Annotated in this window: 16 protein-coding genes; 7 read left to right on the forward strand and 9 right to left on the reverse strand. The window is 46.5% G+C overall.

Annotated elements, in window-relative coordinates; translation table 11 throughout:
* Window positions 1-3: 3 nt before the first annotated feature.
* Window positions 4-3,222, reverse strand: coding sequence for a leucine-rich repeat domain-containing protein (locus ACYVE4_RS10975; RefSeq protein ID WP_461039829.1), 3,219 nt, complete (start codon window positions 3,220-3,222; stop codon window positions 4-6).
* 94 nt (window positions 3,223-3,316) lie between these two features.
* Here ACYVE4_RS10975 and ACYVE4_RS10980 point away from each other — a divergent pair, with 94 nt between their 5' ends.
* The 5 genes from ACYVE4_RS10980 to ACYVE4_RS11000 all read left to right on the forward strand — a co-directional run bounded on the left by ACYVE4_RS10980 (window position 3,317) and on the right by ACYVE4_RS11000 (window position 10,176).
* The gene (locus ACYVE4_RS10980) at window positions 3,317-4,363 is read left to right on the forward strand and encodes an agmatine deiminase family protein (RefSeq protein WP_461039830.1); all 1,047 of its coding nucleotides are present in this window, start codon (window positions 3,317-3,319) and stop codon (window positions 4,361-4,363) included.
* 112 nt (window positions 4,364-4,475) lie between these two features.
* Entirely contained in the window at window positions 4,476-5,201 is a 726-nt protein-coding gene (locus tag ACYVE4_RS10985) for a hypothetical protein (RefSeq protein ID WP_461039831.1), read from the forward strand.
* Window positions 5,202-5,308: 107 nt separating this feature from the next.
* Complete coding sequence (locus tag ACYVE4_RS10990; RefSeq protein WP_461039832.1) at window positions 5,309-7,660, forward strand: peptidylprolyl isomerase; 2,352 nt, start codon at window positions 5,309-5,311, stop codon at window positions 7,658-7,660.
* Window positions 7,661-7,720: 60 nt separating this feature from the next.
* Window positions 7,721-9,100, forward strand: coding sequence for a peptidylprolyl isomerase (locus ACYVE4_RS10995; protein WP_461039833.1), 1,380 nt, complete (start codon window positions 7,721-7,723; stop codon window positions 9,098-9,100).
* 113 nt (window positions 9,101-9,213) lie between these two features.
* On the forward strand, window positions 9,214-10,176 hold the full coding sequence (locus tag ACYVE4_RS11000; RefSeq protein WP_461039835.1) for an AAA family ATPase: 963 nt from the start codon (window positions 9,214-9,216) through the stop codon (window positions 10,174-10,176).
* An 85-nt stretch (window positions 10,177-10,261) separates the two neighbouring features.
* Here the strand turns inward: ACYVE4_RS11000 and ACYVE4_RS11005 are convergent, their stop codons facing one another.
* The 7 genes from ACYVE4_RS11005 to ACYVE4_RS11035 form a co-directional block, all read right to left on the reverse strand.
* The gene (locus tag ACYVE4_RS11005) at window positions 10,262-10,435 is read right to left on the reverse strand and encodes a hypothetical protein (protein ID WP_461039837.1); all 174 of its coding nucleotides are present in this window, start codon (window positions 10,433-10,435) and stop codon (window positions 10,262-10,264) included.
* 59 nt (window positions 10,436-10,494) lie between these two features.
* Window positions 10,495-11,484, reverse strand: coding sequence for an ABC transporter ATP-binding protein (locus ACYVE4_RS11010; protein WP_461039839.1), 990 nt, complete (start codon window positions 11,482-11,484; stop codon window positions 10,495-10,497).
* A 48-nt stretch (window positions 11,485-11,532) separates the two neighbouring features.
* A complete protein-coding gene (locus ACYVE4_RS11015) occupies window positions 11,533-13,167 on the reverse strand; it encodes an NADP-dependent glyceraldehyde-3-phosphate dehydrogenase (protein WP_461039840.1) in 1,635 nt (544 codons plus the stop codon).
* A gap of 372 nt (window positions 13,168-13,539) precedes the next feature.
* Complete coding sequence (locus tag ACYVE4_RS11020) at window positions 13,540-15,276, reverse strand: ComEC/Rec2 family competence protein (RefSeq protein WP_461039842.1); 1,737 nt, start codon at window positions 15,274-15,276, stop codon at window positions 13,540-13,542.
* Between the two features lie 13 nt (window positions 15,277-15,289).
* Complete coding sequence (locus ACYVE4_RS11025; protein ID WP_461039844.1) at window positions 15,290-17,380, reverse strand: hypothetical protein; 2,091 nt, start codon at window positions 17,378-17,380, stop codon at window positions 15,290-15,292.
* A gap of 41 nt (window positions 17,381-17,421) precedes the next feature.
* Window positions 17,422-19,215, reverse strand: a complete 1,794-nt coding sequence (locus ACYVE4_RS11030; RefSeq protein ID WP_461039846.1) for a patatin-like phospholipase family protein — start codon at window positions 19,213-19,215, stop codon at window positions 17,422-17,424.
* Between the two features lie 189 nt (window positions 19,216-19,404).
* Window positions 19,405-20,268, reverse strand: a complete 864-nt coding sequence (locus ACYVE4_RS11035; protein WP_461039847.1) for a sugar phosphate isomerase/epimerase family protein — start codon at window positions 20,266-20,268, stop codon at window positions 19,405-19,407.
* A gap of 153 nt (window positions 20,269-20,421) precedes the next feature.
* On the opposite strand from ACYVE4_RS11035, the gene ACYVE4_RS11040 reads away from it, so the two are divergent.
* Window positions 20,422-21,570 (forward strand): glycoside hydrolase family 5 protein, encoded by a 1,149-nt coding sequence (locus ACYVE4_RS11040; RefSeq protein WP_461039848.1) that lies wholly within the window; start codon window positions 20,422-20,424, stop codon window positions 21,568-21,570.
* A 58-nt stretch (window positions 21,571-21,628) separates the two neighbouring features.
* Here the strand turns inward: ACYVE4_RS11040 and ACYVE4_RS11045 are convergent, their stop codons facing one another.
* Window positions 21,629-22,000: a hypothetical protein gene (locus ACYVE4_RS11045; protein ID WP_461039849.1), complete on the reverse strand. Its 372-nt coding sequence runs from the start codon at window positions 21,998-22,000 to the stop codon at window positions 21,629-21,631.
* A gap of 223 nt (window positions 22,001-22,223) precedes the next feature.
* Between ACYVE4_RS11045 and ACYVE4_RS11050 the strand changes: the two genes are divergently transcribed.
* Window positions 22,224-23,540: a gluconate:H+ symporter gene (locus tag ACYVE4_RS11050; RefSeq protein ID WP_461039851.1), complete on the forward strand. Its 1,317-nt coding sequence runs from the start codon at window positions 22,224-22,226 to the stop codon at window positions 23,538-23,540.
* The last annotated feature ends 25 nt before the right edge of the window (window positions 23,541-23,565 follow it).

Below are 23,565 nucleotides of genomic sequence, written 5' to 3' on the forward strand. Positions count from 1 at the left end.
TGCTTAAGGCTTCACTAATCGCTCTTTGACCGCATCGGTCAGCTGGCGGAGAGCCGTTACTTTCTCAGGTGCCAGTTTGGCTTTGTTCAGCCAATTATCAAACAAATCAAAGCTCCAGCCAAACACTTTAGCAGGATGTTTGGCTAAATAATCCGAAAATTGGGTGGTAGCCTGAGCTCCGGTTTGTTCGTTCTGGAGAATAGCCAGACAGGCCGTCAGATATTCTTTCAGTGTCGCGTAGCCATCCCGCATTTGGTTGGCTGGCAAGTTGTTGATGGCCGATTTTGCCCGATCGTACTTACCGGTCAATAGACCAAGTTCAACAACAGTCAGGCGAATTCCCGGCTCGGCATAGGTTAGTTTTTCGTAGAGACTCATGGCTTTACTGAAGCTGGAATCGGCCTCTGCCTGTTTTCCAGTCAAGGCCAGGTATCGCCCTTTTTCGGTGTAAACTATACCACTCAAAGGGCTCATATCAACCAATGGCAAAAAACGCTCGGCCTGGATTATAGCCATAAATGCATCTGCCTGCTTTCCCGTCATATTCAGAATAGCAGCTTTCTGCTGCCAATAAGTGGCTAGATTTCGATTAACAACCTCTGGGTCTGCACCCTTATCCTTACGGAGTTGCGGAGCATATTCAATGGCTTTATTGTAATCAGCTAATGCTTCGGCATATTCTTTCCGGAAAAAGTGCATACTCGCCCGATGTGCGTATGGCAAGGCAAGAATGGTATCCGGCGCATACTCGATGGCTTTTTCGATATCGCTCATCGCTCCCGACCAGTCACGCGTTCTGGCTTTCTGATTAGCCAGTTGTTGATAAGCTGTAGTTACCTTCCGATTGGGTTTACGCAGACTTTCCAAAGGCAATAATCCAGTATTTACAAAAGCAACCCGCAAGGCTTCTTTATCATGAAAACTTTGATTCAGCGCTTCTGGAAGGCGATTATTCCATAACGAAACTGTATTTAGTTTAGGCGCATCCAGTATACCAACGGGTAACTCAGTCAACAGATTTTGGTCCAGCATCAGCATTCCCCAATTGACATCTTTCCAGGATAGATTGGGCAGGTGGCTAATATTGCATTCACTAAGATGCAGTGAGAATAGTCTCTTCAATCGGGCAAGTTTTGTTAATGCATCATCAGCATCGAATTGGGGTTGCCGCTCAATAGTTACATCCCATAAATTAGAACAGTAAATCAGGCTATCGGGAAGTTGTTGTATGCCTCCGGTAGCCCCTTCGACAACCTTTTCTTTCCCTGTGATTCTCAGAACATTCAGTTTCATTAATCGACCGATAGAATTAGGTAATCCTTCCAGTTTATTGCGATCTAACGAAAGGCTCATCAGGCTTTGCCACCGGCCTATGCTATTGGGTAGAGCTATTAGCTCATTATCATTCAGCATAGCCCGTTGTAGTTTGGTTAACGCACCAATGTTGTCTGGCAGAAGGCGGATCTGGGTTCCCATGATCGAGAGTGATTCCAGATTTCGCAGTTCACAAATTGACGGGGGTAATTCGGCAATTGGGTTCGGCTCAATGGCTAGTCGCACCAGCTTCGAGAGGCTTCCAATAGTGGCTGGCAATGTAGTCAGCTCATTAGTACCAATGTTCAAATCTGTCAGGTTATGCAGTTGCCCCAGGCTATTCGGCAGGCTCTTCAGGCGGTTATTGCCTATCGCTAAACTCGTTAGTGAATCCAGTTGACCAATACTATTCGGCAATTCTCGTAACTGGTTATTAATCAGCGACAAATGATGCAACTTATGAAGCCTGCCTAAGTCGTCGGGCAACCGCTCCAACTGGTTGTTTTCCAGACTCAATGTTCGTAACGATGTCAAACGATTCAGAGATCCGGGCAGTTGAGCCAATTTATTTCGGGACACATTCAACGAAGTCAATTGAATCAATTGCCCTATATCATCCGGCAAAGCAGTTAGCTGATTTCCGTTAACATCCAATACTCTCAGTGCACGAATTTGTCTGAGGTTAGGCAATTGTCTAAGTTTATTTCCACCCAGATTGAGATCTTCCAGTTCGGCTAATTGGCTAATCTCCGATGGTAGCGAATCTACTCCACAATAACTGACATCCAGCTTTTTCAGATGGCGCAACGAGCCTAGCGTTGCTGGCAGTCGGTCCAGTTTCAGGTTCGCAATACGTAAGTCCGTTAATAGGCTCAGTTGGCCGAGACAATCTGGAATTTTCATTGGCATTCCCCGTCCCGAAACCCTCAGCGACTGCAAATGAGTCAATGCGCATATGCCCGACAAATCAAACGGTTGATTGATGGTAATTGACAGTCGTTCCAGATTCGATAGATTGATAAAATCGCTGGCATCGACTGTCAGTTCCAGGTTATTATATAGGTAAAGCTCATTCAGGCTCGTTAGTTTGCTCAGATTCAATTTCTGTAACTGCCGGATATTATCTAAGGTCATTACCTTCAAGCCAGTAAGCCCATTGATCGTCTGCTGAAAAGTAGCGGTATCAACCTTTACACCAACGAGCGATAAGTCACGCAATTGTTTTAGATTACTGAACAACGTTGGTTTGACAATCCAGTTTTGACCACTGATCTTCAATTGCTCCAGTTGGCTTAATTTGCTTAAATCAAGTACGGTTGGGTTTGTGGCGATTGAACTAATCTGATCAAGGCTAAGGCTTCTCAACATAGGTAGACTTTCAATTGTCTGCTGCCACTGCCGATAGTCCCCATTAAGTCGAATTTCTGTCAACTTAGGTAATCGCTGAATATGGACAGGTGCGGTTACCAGGCGTCCCGTTTCTGGTTTATTGACTATTGGCAGATACTCAAAAATAGTCAGGCGTTCCAGGGATGGCCAGTTCTGAATAAACTGAAATAGTGAATCCGTTTGCCCAGTTGTTAACCCACTTAAATTCAACTGACGAACCGATTTCAATTGGCTCAAAACTGCCATATTTCCCCCTTGACAAGCCTCTTTAGTGACAACTAAAGCTTCTATCTTTTGCCCCTCTTTTGCCTTTTGAAGCAATTGGTCGAAGTTTTCATATCCGTAGGGATCCGGTTGGGTATAATATGTAGATGGAAGATCCGTAGCCGTTGGCTTATAAATTGGATGCCAGAATGGTTCCGATAAAGGTTTTGAATTGGGTTGAGCGACGCTTTTTGTTGCCCAAATTAGGAGTAGGACAATCACGCCAAACCACCAGGGTTGCCTGTTGAACAGCATATTTTGTGTATTTTTGCAGGTGTGTCTATAATGCTCGGCCGAATATACAACCGTTGATTGAATCGGCAACTCAACCCTAAATTATACCGACTAAATGTCTTTAACTCCCGCCCAGGAAGGCTTTTTCTTTCCCCCTGAATGGCATCCTCACATTGCAACATGGCTAAGTTGGCCACATACTGAAGCTTCCTGGACTAAGGAGCGACAGGAACTGATGTTCCCCGCCTATATCGACTTTATCAAAGCGATTTCAGAAAGCGAGCAGGTCTGTATCAATGCGCATAATGAGGTAGTAATTCAGGCAGCTAAACTGCGGTTACTGGCTGCTGACGCGGATATGAGCCGTATTACTCTACTCCCCCACCCAACCAACGATTCCTGGTGTCGCGATCATGGTCCGGCATTTCTGATCAACCCAGAAAAGGGCGAACGGATGATCGTCAATTGGGGCTATAATGCCTGGGGAGGGAAATATCCACCTTTCGATCGCGATAATCTGATTCCGGTTGAAATTGCGCATTATCGTAAGCTGGATTATGTAACCCCCGGCATCGTTATGGAAGGTGGTTCTGTAGAATTCAACGGAGCCGGAACGGTACTTACCAGTCGAGCCTGTCTGCTCAATCAAAACCGCAATAGTCATCTGACGCAAGTTCAGATTGAAAAATACCTCTGCGATTATTACGGCGTTCAGCAGGTCCTCTGGGTTGAAGAAGGTATTGTTGGGGACGATACTGATGGTCATATCGACGACACCGTCCGTTTTGTGAATGAAGATACGGTGATTGCGGCCTATGAATCCAATTCTGGTGATGCTAACTATCCGTTTCTTCAGGAAATCCATCATGAGCTGAAACAGATGCGGTTACTTAATGGTAAGCAATTGAACATTGTTGAATTGCCAATGCCTGATCCGGTAGAAAGTGATGGACTACGGCTGCCCGCTTCGTACGCGAATTTCCTGATTACCAACGGAGCGGTTATTGTTCCAACGTTCCGATGCGCAAAAGATCAGCAAGCCTTAGATATTATTGGCACCTGTTTTCCTGATCGAAAGATTATTGGTATTGATTCGACCGATATTGTCTGGGGATTAGGGAGTTTCCACTGCCTGAGCCAACAGGAACCGGGATTTATCTGATTAAACTGACCAACTATGATTTTGCTTTATGTAAAGCTGGATGAGAAGCCTTTTGGTTTCAAGTAATCATATAATAAGTCATCTCAAATCAGCAACTGAATAAATCGATAGTATGATTGTAAAGCAGCTAAACAAAATCCTCAAAATCAGTTTAATCAGCGTAATCCTGCTTCAGATAAGCTGCGCTCCTCAGCCTGCGCTTACGGCAGAGCTGGTGCCGCGTTCGCTGAGGGCGGTTAATCTGGAGGAGACGGTAAGTCGTCGGGATGAACTGATGATGGCCTATTCGCTGACCAGCTATGATACTCAAAATAAACCCGTAGCTGTGGTAAACGGGGGTTGGGGCGTCGTTACGGTTCAAAAAGATCAACTTATTAATTTACAGGCAACAGGAAATGAGCAGATTAGTACAGCTAAACCAATCAATCTAGAGTTGCCGAGAAACGGGCGGATTGTTGCATCACTTGTTCTGATCGAGGTCGATGATTATACGCGGGCGAAAGAAACGATGGCGAAAATTCAGAAGATTCATAACATCGTTGCTATTCCGATTGGCATATTACTCACGGTTACAGAAGCATTAACCCCACTGAAATATGTTTCGGCAGGACTGGTTGCGTCGGGCGTTGGGTTGCAATTACTGGACAAACTCGATGACGACGATTTACTGGGCCAAAGCAGTGTGGAACTCAAAGAAGCCGATTTTCGAAAGTCCAAACAAAAACTGGTGCATGTCCCTACGATCTTCACCGGAAAAAATATGAACGATGCGTTCGACTATCGCCTAGAGTATGACGTGCTGTTAAAAACCGTGAAAATCCAGCCAGTTCGCCAATAACCGACCAACGAGAATCGTTCCTTATGCTAGGGCGAATGATTTTGTTAACATATCTGTTTCACTACTACGTCTTTTAGAATTAAGTCTACATTTACTTTTCCGACGCTATGCGCCATTTCACTGGCGGTCTTTTGCTAGCCATTTTTATAACGGCTTGCAAAACAACCGCACCCGTTGTTCAACAAGCCTCTCCCCCGAAACCCGTTATTTTAACCCTGGGGAATAAAAGCTTTACGACTGACGATTTCTTCCAATCGTTCACTAAAAATCAGCTATCTGCCGATTCTGCACAACGCACCGACGTTAAAGAATACTTCGATCTTTATACAAATCTGAAACTAAAAGTACTGGCTGCAGAAGCAGAAGGTCGCGATACAACCGAAGCGTTCCGGGAAGAGATTGCTACTTATCGTAAACAACTGGCGCAGACGTATCTAACGGATAAAGTACAGGTTGAGTCGATGGCAGCGGAAGCGTATCAGCGCATGCAGGAAGATGTCAATGCCTCGCATATTCTGATTGCCGTATCGGAAGATGCGGCTCCTGTCGATACGTTGGCAGCTTACCAGAAAATAGTTTCTCTTCGCAAGCAAGCCGTTTCTGGAACCGATTTCACCCAACTTGCCCGTGAGAACTCCCAAGATGTGTCAACGGCTCAAAATGGTGGTAGCCTTGGCTATGTTACCGCATTTGGCGTTGTTTATCCACTTGAAACAGCGATCTACACAACGCCCGTCAATGGCATTTCTCAGCCGATCCGAACCAGGTACGGCTACCATCTGATCAAAGTAAATAATCGCAGAACTAGTCGTGGCCGCGCCCGGGTGGCGCATATTCTGGTTCGCATGAGTCCCGGTGCTGATGAAAACGGACAGAAAGCCGCTCAGGAACGTATTGATGCAGCCTACGCCCGTTTGCAAAAGGGTGAGTCATTTGATGTAGTTTGCCAGGAAGTATCGGATGATGTAACCTCGAAAACCAAGGGGGGTATTTTGCCCATTTTTGAACCGGGTCGTTGGGTACCGGCCTTTGAAGATGCCGCTTTTTCATTGGTCAAAACAGGCGATTACACGCAACCAGTCCGTACAAATTATGGCTGGCACATTATCAAACTCATCGAACGTAAAGGTCTGGAGCCTTACGAAGCGATGGCTCCGGCGCTACGACAGCGTGTAACAACGGATAGTCGAGCTGAAGTATTACGAAAATTTGCGTTACAGCGTCTGCGAAATGAATACCCTGTTGAGATCGACCAATCGTTGCTCAACAGTTCTTTAGCCAAAGCCGACAGCAGCCTTTTACGGGGCCAATGGAAATTTAAAGAGCCCCTCGATCCAGCCTTGCAAAGCAAGACGATTGTTACAATTGCTCGTCAGCCCTACACGGTAAATCAGTTTTTTGGTTATGTCGCCCAACGGCAACAACCGCCCCGCAATCCGGCCATAGCAGCATCCGCCCCCATAGAGCGTCCAACAGCAGGCTCGCCAACCGTGGCGATGCGTCGCCTATTCGATCGGTTTGTTGGGGACCAACTAATGACAACAGAAGAATCGAATCTGGACAAAAAATCACCTGAGTTCCGGGCCCTGCTGGCCGACATTCGTGATGGTGTGCTACTCTCGCAGGTAATGGAGCAAAACGTGTGGGAACGCTCAATGGTCGATTCTACGGGGCAAAGACGGTATTTTGAACAGAATAAAGCGAAATACACCTTTCCTGAACGAGCCGTAGCAACAATTGTAGTAGCCCAGAATGACTCACTACTAAAACAGGCAATCACCGCGCTCAATAATAAGCTACCCTATCAGCTTCGACGTTCGGCAGCCCCACTAACTTTTGCTAAAAATCAGACAGCCCTAACGCCTGCCCTACGGGAGAGTCTTTTTGATATTATAGTCGTTATGAGCCATAATCCCAGTTATGTTATCGAGGTATCTGGCTCACACGACGCAACAGAAACGGACACCGTATCAGCAGGTCGCATTCGAAACATCGTCACGTATTTACAGAAAAATGGAATTACGCTGAGTCGGATTATGGAGAAGGATTATCAGGGCGCCAGACCGGGGGTTACCAAGGAGGCTCAGCGAAACGTCACCTTTCAATATTTCAGCAACTCTAAAGACGACCTAATTAAAATCATTAATAGCAAGAACCCATCCACCAACGGTGAGCCAGCCATTACCCTCACAGAAGGTATTTATGCCGAAGGAACCAATACCTACATCGATGCCATCGACCAGTGGAAGGTAGGCACAACGACTCAACACAAAAGCGGCAAATCCATTGGCATTATTATCCGCCGGATTGAACCCGCACGGGCCAAAACCTTCGCAGAAGCTCGTGGTACGGTTATCAATGAATATCAGGCCGTTCTTGAAAAACAATGGATAGCACAACTTCGGCAAACCTATCCAGTGAAAGTGAATGAGTCCGAAATTCAAAAGCTAGCGAAGTAATCAAGTTTAAAATTTCTTAAAAAACAGGCCACTTGCGGTTCTGTGCGTATATTTGAGAATATGAAAAAAGTAATCTGCGGTGTGCTCTTTCTTTTGTCGGTCAGTTTTCTGACCGCTCCCTCTTTCGGGCAGGGACAGGGCATTAGCCTGAACAAAATAATCGCGAAAGTCGATAATTACTACGTACTCCGGTCAGACCTCGAAGAGGCTTATCAATCGTATGTAGGTCAGAATCAGACCCCTCCTCAAAAATGTCAATTACTCGAAAGTCTGGTTGTCAATAAAATGATGCTTGCCAAGGCTGATATTGACTCGGTTGTGGTCGATGATAAGATTGTAGACAACGAACTCGACACCCGAATGCAGTACATGGTGCAGCAGTTTGGTTCCGAAAAGAACATCGTTGAAGCGTATGGCAAAAGTCTGGAAATGCTTAAAAGCGAACTTCGGACGCAGGTGAAAGATCAGAAGGTCGTTCAGAAAATGCAGAGCAAAATCACAAACGACGTAAAGCTGACCCCTCGTGAAGTTCGTAAGTTTTTTGATGCGATTCCGAAAGACAGTCTTCCTTATATGCCAGCCGAAGTCGAAGTGGGTCAGATTGTTCGATTTGCCAAACCAACTAAAGAACAGAAAGAGGCACTACGTCAACGGTTGCTTGACCTCAAAAAACGGGTTGAAAACGGCGAAGATTTTGGTAAACTGGCAAAAGAGAACTCCGAAGATGTTAGTTCTGCTGAACGTAATGGAGATCTGGGATTCGCCAAACGGGGTATGATGGTAGCGCCTTTTGAAGGAGCTGCCCTGAAGCTAAAACCGAACGAAATGTCGGATGTGGTTGAATCGGAATTTGGTTTGCACTTGATTCAATTGATTGAAACTCGGGGTACTGAATACCATGCTCGGCATATTCTACTCCGGCCCGACTACAACCGACTGGATCTGACAGGTCCAACGCATTATCTGGATAGCCTGCGCAATCTGATTCAAATTGATTCGCTGAAGTTCGATAAAGCGGCTAAAGAGTATTCCGAAGACAAAGCTACCGCCGACGCAGGTGGTTTGCTCCGTGATCCTCAGTCTGGCGCTTCCCGCTTAGAGATGGATGGCAGTATGGAATATTCCTTGTTCCAAATGCTCGATACGATGCAAGTCGGTTCCATTTCGAAGCCATTGCCCTATCGTACAGAAGATGGTAAAAGTGCGATGCGGATTCTGTACTATAAAAGTAAGATCGTTCCGCACACAGCTGATTACACAAAAGACTTCGAGAAACTACAGAATATAGTCCTTCAGAATAAGAAAAATCGAGCAATTGATGACTGGTTTCGGAAATCCATTGCCGATGTGTATATTACCGTCGACCCTGAGTTCCATAGCTGTCGAATATTCGGCACTACCCAGAATAGTGCTGCTAACACCGGCGGAGGGGGAAATTAAACTAGTGATGAGTGATGAGAGATAAGTGTTGAGTGGGCTGCCGCTAGCAGTTATGACTCATCACTTATCTCCCATCACTCATCGTTCATCACTAATACTTAACCTTTTTTACTGTGCCTTATTCATCAGATGTTGCGGCTGCAGAAGCCCTTACCAATTCCTATCAAAAGCTTAAAAGTGAAATATCTAAAGTCGTAATTGGTCAGGATGAGACCGTTCGGTTGCTGTTAACGGCTATCTTTTGTCAGGGGCACTGTCTGCTGGTTGGGGTACCAGGACTGGCGAAAACACTCCTGATTCAGACCATTGCCAGCGCGCTCGATCTGGATTTTAACCGGATTCAGTTCACACCCGACCTCATGCCATCCGATATTCTTGGCTCCGAAACCCTCGACCAGGAACGAAACTTCAAGTTCATCAAAGGACCTGTTTTCGCCAATATCATTCTGGCTGACGAAATCAACCGGACTCCGCCCAAAACCCAATCAGCCCTGCTCGAAGCCATGCAGGAGTATGCTGTGACCATTGCCGGTCAGAAATACAATCTTGGCCGTCCGTTTTTTGTACTGGCCACCCAAAATCCAATTGAACAGGAAGGAACATACCCGCTTCCAGAAGCACAGTTAGACCGCTTTATGTTCAATATATATCTGGATTATCCATCGTATCAATCGGAGTTAGATATCGTCAAAAACACGACTTCGGATAAGAAATACGACGTTCAACGGGTGATCACAGGTGACGAAATTCGCGAGTTTCAGCATTTGGTACGTCGGGTTCCAGTAGTCGATAATGTCGTTGAATACGCCGTTACGCTTGTTCATAAAACAAGACCCAATACCGATAAGGCAGCTTCAGACGCCAACCAATATTTAGAGTGGGGAGCAGGTCCACGGGCCTCTCAGGCATTAATTCTGGCGGCTAAATGCAATGCGCTGCTGACGGGTAAATACTCACCCGATATTGAGGATGTAAAGGCGGTTGCTCTGCCAATTCTTCGTCACCGTGTCGTTCGCAACTTCAAAGCCGAAGCCGAAGGTATTTCCGTTGAGCAGTTGATCAAACGGCTGTTATAGAACTAAAGTCAATAGTCAGAAGTCGATAGGGGCTGGCGCGAAAATAGTATTCTTGCGCCAGCCCCTATCGACTTCTGACTATTGACTAGTCTTTATTTTCCTTATTTGTTTTTGCTAGGTAATCATTATCACCTTCGTCGCCCATACCTGTCGACTTATCATCGACTCCCGTTGGTTCTACATCTTCCGTTTTTTCACTAACAAGAACGTCAGCTTTTCCATTTGGCTCATCTTTGCCAGGATCATCACTAGATTTCATAACGTGTACTGGTTTGTTGTTTTAACCAAACCGGCGCAGATACGAATAGTTATGAAAAGTTAGCTTTTTAGCCACCATACTGCGCTTTCTACGACAGTAATACCTACTTGCTGATTAGGACGTATATCCGTGTTTCTGGTAAGCAGACGAATAGAAACATAGCGTGATAATTCGACGTCAAGTTCGTAGTGGCTTCCTTTGAAATAGACAGCTTTCACTACCCCTTGAACGCCTGCATCATCCAATGTAACTTGCTCTGGACGCAGGCAAATCAAATCTTCAGAATTTCCAGCAATCGATAGCCCTAAAACGGATAAATGTTTTGCTTTAAAGATATTAACCGGGCCTGTCATGCGTGCGGCATAAGCTGTTGTTGGTTGTCGATACACCGTCTCTGGCGATCCGAATTGAATGAGTTTTCCATCCCGTAAGATTCCCAATGTATCCGCAATAGAGAGTGCATCAGTGGCGTCGTGCGTGACGAACAGGCAGGATGTACTTTCGTGACGAACCAGATCGAACAATAAGTCACGGACAATCAGCCGATTTGGCAAGTCCAGGTGACTGAATGGTTCATCCAGTAATAAAATAGCAGGTTTGTCGGCAATGGCGCGGGCAATGGCGGTACGTTGCTTTTCTCCGCCCGAAACCTGCCGTGGAATTCGATCCTGAACATCGGTCAACCGGCAAAGTTTTAGTAGCTGGTCTACGCGAAAATCACGATACGATTTTTCAAAGAAGCGTAAGGCATACGCGATATTTTCCCGCACCGATACATTTGGCATCAGTTGATACTCCTGATGCACAAGTCGAATAGCCTCATGGCCCGGTATCAGTTTCTCCGAAGGTCCTTCGACATGTTCCCCATTCAACTGAACTTCACCCGAATCGGTATCAATCAAACCGGCTAATAGGTTCAGCAATGTACTCTTTCCCGAACCACTGGCGCCAACAAGTGCCATAATTCGGCCTGGTTCCAACGTAAGAGACACATTCCGAACGGCAACGACATCAGCGTAGACTTTTGTAAGTTTTGTAGCGGTGAGCATAATAAAACCTGTCAGATTTTACTAACCTGACAGGTTTAAAAGGATAGATTAGAAAATATAGTTTGTACTCAGAAACTCCGACTTATGCTCCCGAACAATCTCATTCAGAATGGTTTTGTTCGTACTGGTATCTTTCGTAGCCACTGCGGAACGAATCGAAAATGACCGAAGCGCATCTTCGACAGAAAGCGTTCCTTCCGCAGAATCTTTCCGGCCGGTGAACGGAAACGTATCTGGCCCACGCTGGCATTGGGCATTGATATTTACCCGGCTCACCAAATTGACGAGTGGGTCAATCAGTTCAGCAATCGCATTCGTATCGGTGCCAAAAATACTGGCCTGCATGCCATGATCATCGGTGATCAAATATTGTATAAATTCCTCTTCATCCGTGTAGGGAACAACTGGAATTACCGGGCCAAACTGCTCTTCCCGATATAGCCGCATTCCTTCGTGTACGGGATAAACCACCGCTGGCTGAAATAACGAAGCGACCGTTTCTCCACCACCTTCGTTCACAATCGACGCGCCACCGGCTTCTGCATCAGCTATAATTTCGGCTAAATATTGTGTCTTCGTCGGTTCAGGTAAAGGAGTAATCTGCGCTCCCTGTGTCCACGGCATGCCCGGTTTCAGTTTGTTCACGGCAGCACTAAAACGTTTCAGGAATTCGTCGACAATCGTCTGATGCGCCCAAATGATTTTGATGGCAGTACAGCGTTGTCCATTGAAAGAAAGCGATCCAAGCAGGCACTCACTTACAGCAACATCCAAATCGGCATCAGGTAAGATAATGGCAGCATTTTTAGCATCTAAGCTCATAATCGATCGTAGCCGGTTGAGTTTCGGATGTTGGCGCTGTAATTCGTCGGCCACCCGGCTGGAGCCAATCAACGTCAGTACGTTCACTTTGCCCGATTGCATGACTGGTGGTACAACATTCGCCCCACGGCCATAGAGAGAGTTAACGACTCCTTTCGGAAAGCTGGTTCGGAACGCTTCGAGTAGTGGATAATGAAGCAATGAACCGTGTTTCGGTGTTTTGAACAAGATCGTATTTCCCATCAAAATAGCCGGAATCAGCGTTGTATAGGTCTCGTTGAGCGGGTAGTTAAACGGCCCCATTGCCAGCACAACACCCAGCGGAGATCGCCGAATTTGCCCAATAATTCCTTCTTCCATCCGGAACCGCGACGAGTTCCGATCCATATTTTTGAGCGTATCGATGGTATCGTAAATGTATTTTACCGTCCGGTCGAACTCTTTAGTAGCGTCGGCAATGTTTTTACCAATCTCCCACATGATCAGGTTTACAACAATCTTCTTCTGCTCCAGCATCTTCCCCACGAAGGTCTCCATACAGGCAATTCGATCCGCAACCGCCATTTGCGGCCACTCTCCCCGACCATTATCGTAGGCAGCCACAGCGGCTTTTAATGCTTCAATTGCTTCTTCAGGCCCTGTGACCGGAAAACTACCGACCAGTTGCCGTTGTAATGTACCATTGGCATCAGGAATGCAAACAGGCGAATAAACTTCGGAAACCGGCCCATTCCATTGACGCATTTCCCCATTCAGCAGGTACTCACGCTGGTGGATGGGTTCGATTCGGTAATCGGCGGGAATTTGTGAGGAATCAGCCGGAAAAAGGCTGATCAGATCCGTGGTTGTCAGATTACTCATGATGGTTTTGAAAAAGGTTGTACCCCATAAATAAAGCACACTCAATTGCAGAACTCGTTGGTAGAACCAATAGTTCTTGCTGCAAACCTACATGAATTTACACATCGAATAATAATAGCCTATTAGTTAGTAGTGATAATGAATTGACCGAAAATTCAGTCAATTCATCTATTTATACTCAAGCAACGTAGTCGCTTCTGTTTATCATCAATCAAAATGCTTATGACAACTGGTAAACCAAGCCGATCAACCGTGTATAGGGTGCAAAGTTCTGTTTTCCGACATAGGCTCCATTCGTTTCCGTTACGCGACCTGAAAACAGGAAAGGCGTTTCCGGGTAGTTTTTAAGTGATTGATTGGAGCGTATTCGGTTCAGGGGATTTGGGGTATCGTCAAGGTCCAGTCTACATATAAACTGTTTTGCGTATCAATTGCCCACTCAACCTGGCTTCCTGAAGGTAAAGGGCGTTGGCGACTATTGGCAAGGTCGAGATTTGCCTGCTTACTTTCATCAGCCCGAATATATGGTATCCCGCGATTGTCGAGTGTTGTTAATATATCTTTAAAAGGAATATCAAACCATTCAAACGTTTTTGCTTTCGCTTGATCTACCGGAATCATGCAGTGCAGATGCGGATTGCTCAACTTGGCAAGACCACGAGTATTAGGCGTAGCATTCTGACTGCCGTGGTGCCCCATTTTGTACAGAATGGTGTTGGCCATCAGTTCCTCCACGGTTACGGTACGCGTCCGTCGACTGGCAGGATCGGGCAAGGTCCAGGTGTATTGTCGCTGACCAGGCCGTTTCGTCTGATCGGTATCCCAATCTTTCCAGACCCCAAATTCAGCATCGCCCGAAAAGAAAAGAACTTCATTTGTCTGTTCAATTTCAAAGGCAAGCACCAGACTGGTATTGTTCACACCCGTATTGAGTTTAATAGCCAAATCGTCGGCACTACCCAGATAATCGTCGTCAATCTGGCGCCAGCTGTCTTTTTCATTAAAATAGTTCTGAAACGCGTTTGTTGTTGTAAGCTGGGCAAACGATTCGTTGATTTTTCGACTGGCCGATGTCGGATTTTCGATTACGTTCAGATCGGCATCGGGCGGCAACCGTTTTGCTTTACAATCGATAGGCACCACAAATTCTTCATCAAAAGGCGCTTTCTGCACGTAATACCAGAAATCCTTTTTTACCATACTGTCCGCGTTGGGAAACTCACTTTGGTCGAAACTAAAGTCTGCCGTCGATGCATCGGCCCGCAGGGAATGCTGCCAGTTCTCGGGTTCGCCCGCCCGAATGATGGTCAGGTCGCGGGGAGGGCCTAACACAAAAATCTTTAACCCCGGAAAGATGGTCGGGCTGGGCTGGCTGGTTAATCCCTGACCGATCACATGCCCCGAAAATACCTTTTCGGCTGGATCGGTATAGCCCGGCCGTAAATAGCGGATGTTGGATTCGCCCACCTTCTCTATCAGCATCTTATAGCTTTCGTGCAGTGTAAAATCCAACTTATTATCATCATCTTCGGCAGCAGCAAATTCAAAACCCGCCAACAGATTCAGCCGATGGGCCAGATTGCTGGCTACATTCATTTTTTGTTCGATCGCTTTTCGCTGCCCTGTCTGAGTAGGATCCTGAACCTGATTTAACCGGTTAAGCTGGTCCGCAAAATGAACAACTCCCTGGCGTACCTGCTGAAGGGATTTCTGAACAGCTTCACGGGTTTTCTTTTTGTGTTTGCGCCAGGCTTTTGCCATTTCATCGGTAGGGTCTTCTGTCCAGGCAAACCATACCTGGTCAATATCCAGACCATCCAGTTCAGCCTGCGCCTGTTTAAGTCCCGATATATGATCCTGATGTTCGTGCGTAATAGCCAGTACGTCAACATACGGCCTGCCGTTCCGCACGAATCCTTCCTGAATGAGATAGTCTTTCAGATGCCGGGCAATTTCCTGCATACGTGCCGCTTTACCAGCGCGGGCCCCAAAGTCGATCCAGAGGTTTTTGGGCTTCTCAAGGGGGTCATCATACCGGAATGTCAGCAGAAAACAGTCGCCGAAACCCGTGAAGTACATACGTATAGAGATTGATGATAATCGGGTCATGGGATAGAAAGGTTTATGGGTGGCGGTGTAGTAAAGCGAAAGGTTCAATCAACTCATCGTTGTCGGGCCAGGTCGATAGGGCGAAAGGAGATTCGCCTTCCGTTACCTCGGTACTATAGCGACGCAGTAGCTCATCAGCTAGTCGCTTGGCTGAAATTTCGTTTCTGAATCGACGTAAAACACCTTTGTGAACAAATCGAACAACTTCCTGATCAACATCGATTATCAACGTACTGCCCCCTTTGAATTCATAGATTCGGCCATCCGTAAGTTTCACCTGGCATCGCTGCATGATGGTGATAATGACCTGATTGAGTACATTATAATCAGGCCCGACACGTTGCGCCCGGTTGAGCGAGTGGATTTCGAAACTGGGCTTTCCGGTTGGCAATATGTTTCCATCGGCATCTTCGAGGCTATCCATAAAAATCCGGTCAACGGCAATACCAAGCGTGGAGTCGGTCGTTCGATCGAATAGGGCCTGGTTGATTTCAATCTTACTTTTTTGGCAAAACTCCTGATAGCGTCCTGGATTATTCACCAGCATAATACCGGTTAAATCCTGAATAGCCTGTTTGGTACTTTCGTCAAATCGGGCAATTATTCCATGCGCCCGGATTTTATCTTTTAGTGCCTTGTTGAATAGTGCTTCCCGATCTTTAAGCTTGCAGGAAGTTTCGTTATAATAGTTTCGGGCGAGTTCGATCAATTTAGGAAACGCTGATTGCTGACCGAATGGGAGGTCAATAAGTTCAGCCAGGTTTTCCGGTGAAAAAGACGGGTAAGACAGGTTTTCGACCGATAGCGTCCGGATGCCGATCGGATAAATACCCCAGCGCTTGAACGATTCGATCAACGCAACCCGATACCCAAGCGGATCGTTGGGAACGATATCGACATCGGCTGTAATCATGGCTCGGAGAAGTTCACCGAATGTAGTGCCAACCGGAGGGCAGTAATCTAAAGCCCTGATACAGAGAGAAAGAAATTGTTTAGCTGTACGAGAAGCCTCGCTAGCAAGCCGCCTGACTAAATCCGGGTGGATTTCACCATCGGGTAAAATACCCCGACCATCGGTAGCAATTCGATATAGGTCGGCGGTTCGGCGGTTGTAGATATTGATGAACGCATCAAATATGGCAGCGACCAGAATACTACCCCGTCGGTGAGGTTCCTTGGCCTGGGCCAACTCATTGGGGTCGGGCTGAATCGGTTTCCCATCTTTAGTCCGGCCAATGGCTTCCCGAAGTGCATTATACTGGCCAATTGCCAGCCCAAATTGTTGTGCCAATTGTGACAACCATTGTTGTTCTCCCAGATTTCCACGGGTACGAGCAATCTGACTTTCCAGAATTTCGGGAAAGGTAAAATGCTGGAACAGAGCAACTATATCAGAAAACGCTTCGTGGAGGGCAAGCGTATCCTCATGTACAGGTAAAACGTATCGCTTATAAATACCGTCGATCAGGGCGTGAGTAACTTCATGCGTGATGATGTCGTGAGAAAGGCACGAAAACACCAGACTGCCTGGCATTAGTAAACTACTGTCGCTGGGTCGGGCTGAAAAATAGCCAAACAAAACCGCCTTCTTTTGTGAACTGTAATAAGCGTTTGCGTCCCGAAAAGCGTGAGGATACAAACGTAGCTGCTTCACAAATTTTTCGCGCTGCTTGTTCGAAACGTCGTACTCGGTCGAAGACCATTGAACGGGTCGGCCTAAGGCTTTCTCGAAGTTCTGAATCGTAAGCATTGCTACGGCATACACCATCTGCTGATGGAACTGCGGATTACTTTCCGAGGGAGGAAGACCGTCCTGTGCCAATAACTTGGCATCGTCCAGATCAACAGGGGGATACATGGCACTACTGGCCGGGTCAATATCAATTACTTCGATGTATTCGCCAATAGGTCCTGGTTGAAGTGTGGGCTCCCAGCGGATTGGGTAGACAACTGTATTGATTCCAAACGCATCAAGCCGGTTGGCGAAACTAGGATCGAAGGCATACCCACGCAATCGGCGGTAAGGTGGATGCAACGACGGATCGGTAATGTTCATACCCGGCGACTTAGTTCCGGTCGTTTGATACGATTTGTCGATGTACATGGTTTGGGTTGGGTTTAGAACAATAAATGGGTGGTAAGAATTTATTTAGCAGCAAGAGCATTTGCCCGCCCAATAAGCTGAGCTACCGTACAGTTTTTATCCTCAAGATCGGACAGCAGACCCGGATGAAGCCGAAAGCCTAAACCACCCTTCTGATAAGCTTCCCAGATAAGCGTTGCCCGTCGAAGCAATTCTTTTCCTGCTTCGCCACTGGGTGGACGTCTTTCGAACTGGCGGAGTAGTCGATAGCACAGCGTTAATTCGGCGCTGGCGATGATGGGATTCATACGGCGTTTATCCTCCAGCCACCAAAGTGTTGTGCTCATTTCGCTGGCTGTCAGAACCGTTTCATAGACGGGCAATAATTGACGGCGAACAGATGAAGCAGGCGTCCGGTCACTAATTGGACTGTTATATTCGCGAACAATACCACCAATAATGCTGGGTATTACAACGATTTCCGACGAAAGGCCGTTGTCTTTACCAAAAACTAAACCATAATCTAAGCTACGCACTCGACGCAGAAAAACGCTTAATAACAAGGTGCCGACGCTCGACAGCCGAATACGTAGCAGGTAGATGAGTTGTTTGGGGGATAATCCCAGAAATGCGGGGGAAGCCAGCCGGTATGTCTCCAGACCAAGCAATTTACTATAGCCAATTAGTTTGTTCCACCCCCATCGAATCCCTAGCGTCAGTAGGATGCCAACCGCCGATAGTCCCGTCAGCAAGCCCGCTCCAAAACTACCACTACCTCGATAGCCTCGTTGTGAAATCGCCAGCACGAATACAGCTACCAATACCCATTGTGCTATCGTCAGAAACTTCCCCAAAGTACCGATTGAGGAGCTATCCCCACGGGTTGGGCCCGGCTTAGGCGTTTCATAAAGATCTTTCCCTGCACTGTCCACGTCAGCAATCAACAGTAACGATGACGCGCCCAGCAAAGCCTGTTCCTGTGGTGTATTCTGCGTAAAGGCTGTTGTTTTTCGGTATTCGCGATTACGTCGATTCGCCGTCAGTAAACTCTCAATTCCCTGATTATCATACACCCCACCATCAACCAGTGCCACTCGATCTTTTCCGATTGGTTTGTTATCAGCATCCAGCAAAACGGGCTGAATAGCGTCAGACGGAAAAAAGTCATCGGGCATCACCAGCGGTTCAAATCCAGCAGGAAAGCAGGAAGAAGCGGCAACAGTATCGGCGATTCGTAGTTCCTGCGCCAATTCGTTACGAATACGAACATTGTTGTTGCCAACGAAAAAACTGGTGCGAACCTCACCTTTCGCATCTGTCGTTGTTTCGGGCAAAAAGGCAGCGTGCTGAAACCGAAACGTAAGCCCAGAATACAGTTCCGTAGCACCAAAAATAATGCTTTGCAGGTGAAACGGTTTGGCAGGATCGGGATCAGCTTTCCAGAACTCGCCAAATTTGATATGCTCATACAGATCGCGATCGTAAATGTCGGCAAATGCCTGAATAAGCTTAAAATTGGTTTTATCCTTACCAATACTTTGCTCCCACTGCTTCAGCGCTTCAGGTAGTAACTTATCTTCTTGAAGCAGGTTGTAAAATTTCGTATAAATGGTTTCGAATGACCTTCCCCGTTTACGCCAGAGCGCATAGTAAGCTCCCGTAATGGTCCCTCCCGATGCCGTAGAAAGCATATGTACATTGTCGAGCAAGCCAAGAAGATATAAGGCGTTCAACGTGCCAAGGCTATAAGCAGATGCCCGAAATCCTCCCCCAGACAGGCACAGAGCAATTCGTTGAAAGGCGTAATCGGGCGTACCCAATGGTACAGAAGTCGGCTTGGAAGGTTGCTCCGTCATTGACATAGGAAGGAAAGGCTGGATTATCGAAAGATACGTGTCTTCCGACTGCCTCACAACGAGTTAAACACCCTATTGAGCAAGCGGTCGATGCTGTTGGATTACATCAAAATTGTATGAATATGGCCAGTAAAAAAAAATAGCCACAGCAGTTGCCGTGACTATTTTTAAAACCTGGCTATTAGTAGATTACTCCCTCAAACTCTTAATATAGGCAATGCTTTTTGGCATCTGTTCGTATTCTTTATTGCTCTCATCTTCAATGTAATAGTGTTTGATTCCCGCTTTTTTCGCTAAACGCAGAATTTCGGGAATATTCACCTGCCCTTCGCCGAGGGGAACATCATTTTCAGGAGGAGTGCCGCCCGTCAGATCGCCTTTAATGCCTTTTTTCAGATCTTTCAAGTGCATCAGTTTATAACGGCTACCGTATTTTTTCAATAATGCAACTGGGTCTGCTCCACCATGTTGCGTCCACAAGATATCCATCTCGAAGGATACATAGTCGGGGTTGGTATTCTTGACAATGTAGTCATATAATGTACCATCTTCATACGGATGGAATTCGTAACCGTGGTTGTGATAGCAGAACGTTATTCCGTTGTCTTTCATCGTTTTGCCGATCCGGTTAAAATCGTCAACGGCTTTTTTAGCATTGTCGAGATTGAACTTCCCTTTTTCGTGCGGGATCCAGGCACACATAATATAGGAAGCCCCCAGCGCCTTAGCCTTATTAATGGCGTCCATAGGATCTTTCGCTAGTTGGTCGTAACCACCGCCAGTCGCCGAAATGGTAATTCCACGTTCATTGCATAATTTTTTAAACTCAGCTTCGGTTAATCCTTTGGGAGCCCCCCCTTCCATATCACTGATTCCCAGCGCTTTAATTGTATCCAGAGTCGCAATTACATTCTTAGGAAAGCTGTTTCGGTACGTATACGACTCAACCCCAATTGGGAAGGTATAGAGTGGCTTACCTTTCTGAGCAAAGCTGTCGGATACGCCAAGCACTGAAATCGTTACGAGGCCCAACGTAAGCAGGTGTTTTTTCATGGTTATTGTTAGTGATTACCAGTAGACGCAAAACTTGTTCTATAAGATCGGGGCAACCTTGTTTTTACTTAGCGACCCAGTGAGAAATCGAGGAATGTGTTGACATCCGAATCACCTGCGAGTAGATTGGCTCGTGGCCATTCTCTTTCTTTTATGGAACGAAGGACATTTATTCAGCGCACCAGCTTAGCCGCAGTGGCCCTGAGTACAACGGTAACTGATGTATCGGCAATAGCGCAACCACCAACTGTAGCCAAAAACAAGCTGCCAAAGTGGAAAGGCTTTAACCTGCTGGATTTCTTCTCGCCCGATCCGGCCGACAGTCGCCCAGCGACTCAGGAAGATTATCTAAAATGGATGCAGGACTGGGGATTTGATTTCGTTCGAATTCCGATGGCGTATCCGTCGTACCTCAAGTTTGATCGTAGCCGACATATTACTCCTGACGAGGTTTATCAGATTGACCAGCAAGCTGTTGATCGAATTGACCGGCTGGTGACGATGGCGCATAAACACAACCTGCATGTTAGTCTGAATTTGCATCGGGCACCGGGCTATTGCGTAAATGCCGGATTTCACGAACCTTATAACCTCTGGACCGACCAGGCTGCTCTGGATGCCTTTTGCTTCCACTGGAATATGTGGGCTAAACGATACAAAAATGTCTCGTCGCAGAAAATCAGCTTCGATCTGTTAAACGAGCCGAGTATGCGGGCCGATATGAACGACCAGCATTCGAAACATGGTACAGTGCCGGGTGAGGTGTATCGAAAAGTAGCGAAAGCAGCCTTCGACGCCATACGGAAGGAAAATTCTAAACATTTGATTATTGCTGATGGCAACAATACAGGCAGTTCGGTTATCCCCGAATTGGTCGATCTCGATATTGCTCAGAGTTGCCGGGGCTATAATCCCGGTATCATTTCTCACTACAAAGCGCCCTGGGCAAACAAAGATCCGGATCATTTACCCGAACCTAAATGGCCGGGGCAAGTGGGTGATAAATACCTGAGTCGGGATATGCTCGACAAATTTTACCAACCCTGGATAGATTTGGTCAATAAAGGCGTAGGCGTGCATTGTGGAGAGTGCGGTTGCTGGAATAAAACGCCCCATAACGTATTTCTAGCCTGGTTTAGTGATGTGCTTGATATTCTATCGAGCAACGGAATCGGCTTTGCTCTATGGGAGTTTGTCGGGTCGTTCGGTATTCTGGATTCGGGCCGCACCGATGTAGCCTACGAAGATTGGCACGGCCACAAACTCGACCGCAAACTGCTGGATTTGATTCGGAAAGTTTAATAAAAAGCGTCCCAATCAACATCAAGACGCATTTTATAATAACTGCAATCGTCAGAAATTACACTAACTCCACTATTGGCTGTTTTGTGCGTTTGGTATGCCGGTTTAATCGCCGATTGGTTAATGCAGTATCCTGACTTGCGCTATCCAAGGCTACGGCTGTAGCCCGATCTGCCAAAGTCAGAGGTTGTGCCTCAAAGGTCATTTCCTGGCGCAGATAATCGGTCGTTTGCTTGTACCTGGCAGCTTCTTCTACTAATTCAATGGTTAGTTGCCGGGCGTATAATTCATCACTCGAAGCGTCTAGCAACTGCGCAAACTCATTGGCAAAATCACTATAGGGATACGGTTGATTTCCCTTATCAACAGAAAGCTGTACCTGCCGGTACGACTGCGATACAAAATATTGAATTTGATTAATGTGACTCATAACTATAAATATCTGTGTTTGTTGTGACAGCAATTTTAGAAGAATGTTACAATTAATAACAAGTTTTTTCTATTACTATTTTTATAGTTTTCTTTTTTAATAGTAGCATAACAGAGTCAGTGAAACTAAAATTGGAATTTCTATAGCGATTAGCCGTATTTTTTGTAGAATTAATCGTCATTTGGCGAATTGTAAAGCTATACTCCTACCCTACCTTATTTTAATGCCTTTACTGATTACACTCGCTGGTATTCTGGCGTTGATCGCGCTGATTTCAATTGCCCGACTGCATGCCTTTCTTTCCTTTTTAGCCGTTTCGATGGGTGTTGGTTTGGCGCTCGGTCTAAAGCCACTGGCTATTGTTGAAGCCATTCAAAAGGGAATTGGTGGCACACTGGCGTCGATTACAGCCATTATTGCTCTTGGGGCCATGCTTGGCAAATTAGTCGCTCAAAGCGGTGCCGCTCAGCGTATTGCGATCAATATGATGGAATTAGTCGGCACTCGACATGCGCGCTGGGCTTTTATGATCACCGGGTTTATTGTCGGACTCCCGCTCTTTTACTCCGTTGGATTCATGTTGTTGGCTCCATTGGTCATTACAGTAGCGTATCGGTATAAGTTGCCAGCCTTGTATATCGGTTTACCCATGCTGGCGTCGTTATCGGTCACGCAGGGGTATTTGCCACCTCATCCGGCACCGTTGGCTATACTGAAGCAATTCAACGCCAATATGGGACTTACCCTTTTTTATGGCGTTATAGTTTCCATTCCGGCTATCCTGATTTCCGGTGCCCTTTTCGGATCGACGTTGAAACGATACACCACATTACCCAATGCCGCCTTTGTTGCGCCCGATCTACAGGAGGACCAAATGCCATCGACTCGTGTAAGTTTCCTGACGGTATTACTCCCCATTCTATTAATTGGCCTAAGCACGTTAATAAGCCCCTTTTTACTAGCGGATTCAATCAGTCAGCAAGTTGTACTCTTTATCGGCGAGCCGGTCGTGAGTATGTTTATCGCCGTTCTGGTTGCCTTGTTTACGCTGGGAATCTGGCGAGGTAAAACAATGGCGGAAGTGACAACGTTATTGGGCGATGCCGTTAAAGATGTAGCCATGTTATTCCTGATTTTTGGCGGAGCGGGTGCTTTAAAACAAGTGCTGACCGATGGTGGTGTTAACCAGGCTATTGCCGATATGATGCAGCATTCCTCGGTTCATCCTTATATCCTGGCTTGGGGCATGGCCGCTCTCATCCGCGTATCGGTTGGGTCATCGACAGTATCGGGCATTACTACAGCTGGCTTCGTTACTCCGTTGTTAGCTTCTACAGGTGTTGAGCCGAATTTGATGGTCTTAAGCATCGGTGCTGGAAGCATGATGTTCTCTCACGTCAACGATACGGGTTTCTGGCTGTTTCGGGAGTATTTCCAACTCTCCATGGCCGACACGCTCAAAACCTGGTCGGTTATGGAAACGCTCGTGTCTGTATCAGGTTTAGCGGGTGTAATGGTGTTGAGTTGGTTTTTACAGTAGGTTAAGTCGAATTCTACATTTAACG

The sequence above is a fragment of the Spirosoma harenae genome (assembly GCF_054776975.1).